Annotated in this window: 3 protein-coding genes and 1 pseudogene; all 4 read left to right on the forward strand. The window is 66.8% G+C overall.

Annotation, left to right across the window (positions count from 1 at the left end; genetic code table 11):
* On the forward strand, positions 1 to 1,343 hold a 1,343-nt coding region (locus U9977_RS16280), incomplete at its 5' end, for an NB-ARC domain-containing protein (protein ID WP_416210653.1).
* 118 nt (positions 1,344 to 1,461) lie between these two features.
* Entirely contained in the window at positions 1,462 to 2,283 is an 822-nt protein-coding gene (gene ddaH / locus U9977_RS16285) for a dimethylargininase (RefSeq protein ID WP_416210654.1), read from the forward strand.
* A 129-nt stretch (positions 2,284 to 2,412) separates the two neighbouring features.
* Positions 2,413 to 3,246, forward strand: coding sequence for an isocitrate lyase/phosphoenolpyruvate mutase family protein (locus tag U9977_RS16290; protein ID WP_322750116.1), 834 nt, complete (start codon positions 2,413 to 2,415; stop codon positions 3,244 to 3,246).
* Between the two features lie 75 nt (positions 3,247 to 3,321).
* Positions 3,322 to 3,610: pseudogene (locus U9977_RS16295) on the forward strand (MFS transporter); the annotation flags it as partial.

Here is a 3,610-nt window from a genome sequence, read left to right on the forward strand (position 1 = left end):
CCAGCGCAGCCAGTGGTTATCGGCTGCCCACACTTGCGGTGACGCTGGCGTTCGTGTCCGCATGCGGTGGAAATCGCGAGGCCTGGGAACGGCGCTGGCGAAGCATCGCCGGGCAAGCCGCCATGGCGTCCGGACCCCAGGACGGCCGGGTGCCGGCTGTTTCGTCGGCTGACAGCCCCCTGCACCTGACCGGGGTGCAGGGGGCCACGGATGCGGTGACTCGGCTCGCCCGTCCCGCTCAACTGCCAATGGCCTTGAGCACCTTTGTCGGCCGCGCGCAGGCATTGGCCGACGCGTCCCGGCTGATCGGCCTTGCCGGACAGGTCAGGGTACCTCTGCTGGTCAGCGGGCCGATCGGGAGCGGCAAGATGGCGTTCGCGCTCCGACTGGCCCACACGGTGTCCGCCGGGTTCCCGGACGGCCAGCTCTACGCTGATCTCGACAGCCGCGACGGCGGCGAGCAGTCCGCAGGCAGCGTCGACAATATCGTGCGCGGTTTTCTGCATGCTCTGGGAGTGCCCGTTCATCTCGTGCCGGGCGACCCGATGCAGCAGCTCGGTCTGTATCGATCGCTGCTCGCCCAGCACAGGCTGTTCGTCCTACTGGCGAACGTCCGGGACGAGCACCAGGTCCGGCCGCTGCTGGGACAGGCCGCGCACAGCCAGGTGGTGGTGACCAGCAGGGCGCGACTGCTCGGGCTGGACGACATGCACCGGATCGATCTGGATACGTTCGCCCGGACGGAATCGGTGACATTGATCGGCCGGCTTGCCGGCGCGGCACGGGTGCGGACGGAGTATGACGCCACCGATGCCATCGCTGAGCTGTGCGGGGATCTGCCGCTCGCCGTCAACATCATCGGTAGGAGGATCGCAGCTCGGCCGGAGTGGACCATCGCCTACACCGCCAGCCAACTCGCCGACCGCGACGTCGCGCTGGACAGGCTCAGCATCGGCGACGTGAACGTGCGGGACCGGTTCGCCTCGGCGTACCAGCTGCTGTCGCCGGCAGGGCGGGCGGTGGTCCATCACCTCGGTCTGCATGAGGCCGGATGGACGACGGCGATCGGCGTCGCCGCTGGCACGGGCATACCGGTCGAGTCGGCGGACGAACTGCTGGAGTCGATGGTGAACGTCGGCTTGTTGCGGCGGGCCAATGCCGCCGGGCGCTACCGCGTACCGAGGTTGGTCAGCGTGTTCGCCATGGATGTGCAACGGGACGCAGAGCGGCCCGCGCCGGTCATCGCGTCCAACATTGATTGTTCGAGTCCAGCTGTTCTTCCGGTCAACGTCACGCGCGGCTTGACTGATTCACGAATCAGTCAAGCCGTTATCTGCGCATAACGGTCCGGCAGGAAACGCAGACCGGTCCCACCGGGGACGGCGGACGGCGACCAGCGGGTGCCGGCATATGCGTTCACCAGGTATCGGAAAGACGCCCGACGGCGACGTGGAGGACAGCGTGCGACGTACAGCAACCCGACGACATTATCTCATGGTCAGACCGACGTATTTCGACGTCGAGTACTCGATCAATCCATGGATGGATCCCCGGAAACCAACCTTCACCGAGGTCGCCGTCGCCCAGTGGGAGTGGCTGCGTGATCTCTACCTCGACCTGGGCCACCGGGTGGAACAGCTCGAACCACGACCCGGCCTGCCGGACATGGTCTTCGCGGCCAACGGGGCGACCGTCGTGAACGGCCAGGTGCTCGTCGCGCGCTTTCGCCACACCTACCGCTGCCCGGAGTCCGCCGCCTACCTGCGCTGGTTCCGGGAAAACGGGTATCATGATGTCCGGCAGGCGCAGTGGATCAATGAGGGCGAGGGCGACTACCTGGTTGCCGGATCGCGGATTCTGGCCGGCTCGGGTTTCCGGACCAACGCGGTGTCCCATACCGAGACCCAGGAGTTCTTCGGTGTGCCGGTGGTCGGGCTGACGCTGGTGGATCCGCGCTATTACCACCTGGACACGGCGCTCGCCGTACTGGACGACGACACGGTCATGTACTACCCGAGGGCGTTCTGCGCAGACAGCCGCCGGCTGCTCGAAGAGCTCTACCCGGACGCCATCACGGCATCCGACGGTGACGCCACGGCGTTCGGCCTCAACGCCGTCTCCGACGGACAGCACGTGGTGCTGCCCCAGGCCGCCACCGGGCTGATCGCCCAGTTGCGCGAGCACGGCTTCGAGCCGATCGGAGTGGACCTGTCCGAACTGCTCAAGGCCGGCGGCAGCGTCAAGTGCGCCACGTTGGAGCTGCGCGCCGGATCGGCGGGATAGGCCGGATCGGCGGGATCGGCCGGATAAGAGGAGCAGTGCGGCTTCCGCCCGTGGCCGCGCGAGTACGCTGTGAGCTCATCCGGCGGGACGTCGTGATGTGACTGAAATGTGACTGAAAGGGGAGGCAGCATGGTGGAGAAAATCCAACAGGGCAGGGCACAGTCGTTGCGAGCGCTGCACGACAGCGGGGTGCTGATACTGCCGAACGCGTGGGATGCCGCCAGTGCCGCGCTGATCGCGCAGGCAGGCGCGCAGGCGATAGCCACGACGAGCGCGGGCATCGCCTGGTCGGTTGGCCGGCCCGACGGGCACGGCCTGACCCGGGCCGAAATGATCGAGCAGGTTCGGCGGATCGTCGCCGCGGTGGACATCCCGGTCACCGCCGACGTGGAAGGGGGATATGGCCTCGGCCCCGACGATGTCGAGGCGACAGTGGGAGCGGTCGTCGGTGCCGGTGCGGTCGGGGTGAACATCGAGGATTCGCAGGCTCCCGGTGGTCCGCTGTTCGACGCTGCCGCACAGGCCGAGCGACTGCGGGCCGGCCGGTCCGCAGCGGCGCGGTCGGGACTACCGGAGTTGTTGATCAATGCGCGGACCGACGTCTTTCTGTTCAACGTCGGTGCGCCCGAGGGGCGGTTGGCCGACGTGCTTGCCCGGTCGTCGGTTTACGCCGAGGCAGGTGCGGACTGCCTCTTCGTGCCGGGCCTGATCGACCTTGATGTCGTGGCCTCGCTGGTGAAGGCGTCACCGTTGCCGATTAACGTGATGGTCGGGCCGGGCGCGCCGACCATCGCCGAGTTCGAGTCGGCGGGCGTGCGCCGAGTGAGCGTCGGCACCGGCATCAGCCAGGCGGCCTACTCCGTCGCTCAGCGTGCGGCCAGCGAGCTGCTCACCAAGGGCACCTACACCGAACTCGACGGATCCCTCGACTTCGGCGGCATCAACGGCATGTTCAGCCGATAATCGACTTGGCCGGGGATTGATTGTTCATTTCGGTCAACACTGCCGGTCAACGAGCGCTTCTGCTGAAATCGAGTCATGGCGCAGAAGAGCAGAGCGAAGAATTCGACAGAAGCGGATACTCCAGCGGGAGTTTTCGCGACCATCCGTGCAACACCGCCATCGGTCAGGTATCTGCTGGGCGGCGTACTGATCAATCAGTTGGGCGCATTTGTACAGACATTTTTGGTGCTGTATCTGGCAGTTCGCGGATTCTCCATCGAGCAGGCCGGCATCGCGCTGACGGCATACAGCGTGGGCGCGGTGTGCGGCACGCTGCTGGGTGGCGAGCTGACCCACCGGATCGGTCCGCGGGCGACCATCGCCG

The organism is Protofrankia sp. Cas8, from assembly GCF_963555845.1.
Lineage (GTDB): Bacteria > Actinomycetota > Actinomycetes > Frankiales > Frankiaceae > Protofrankia.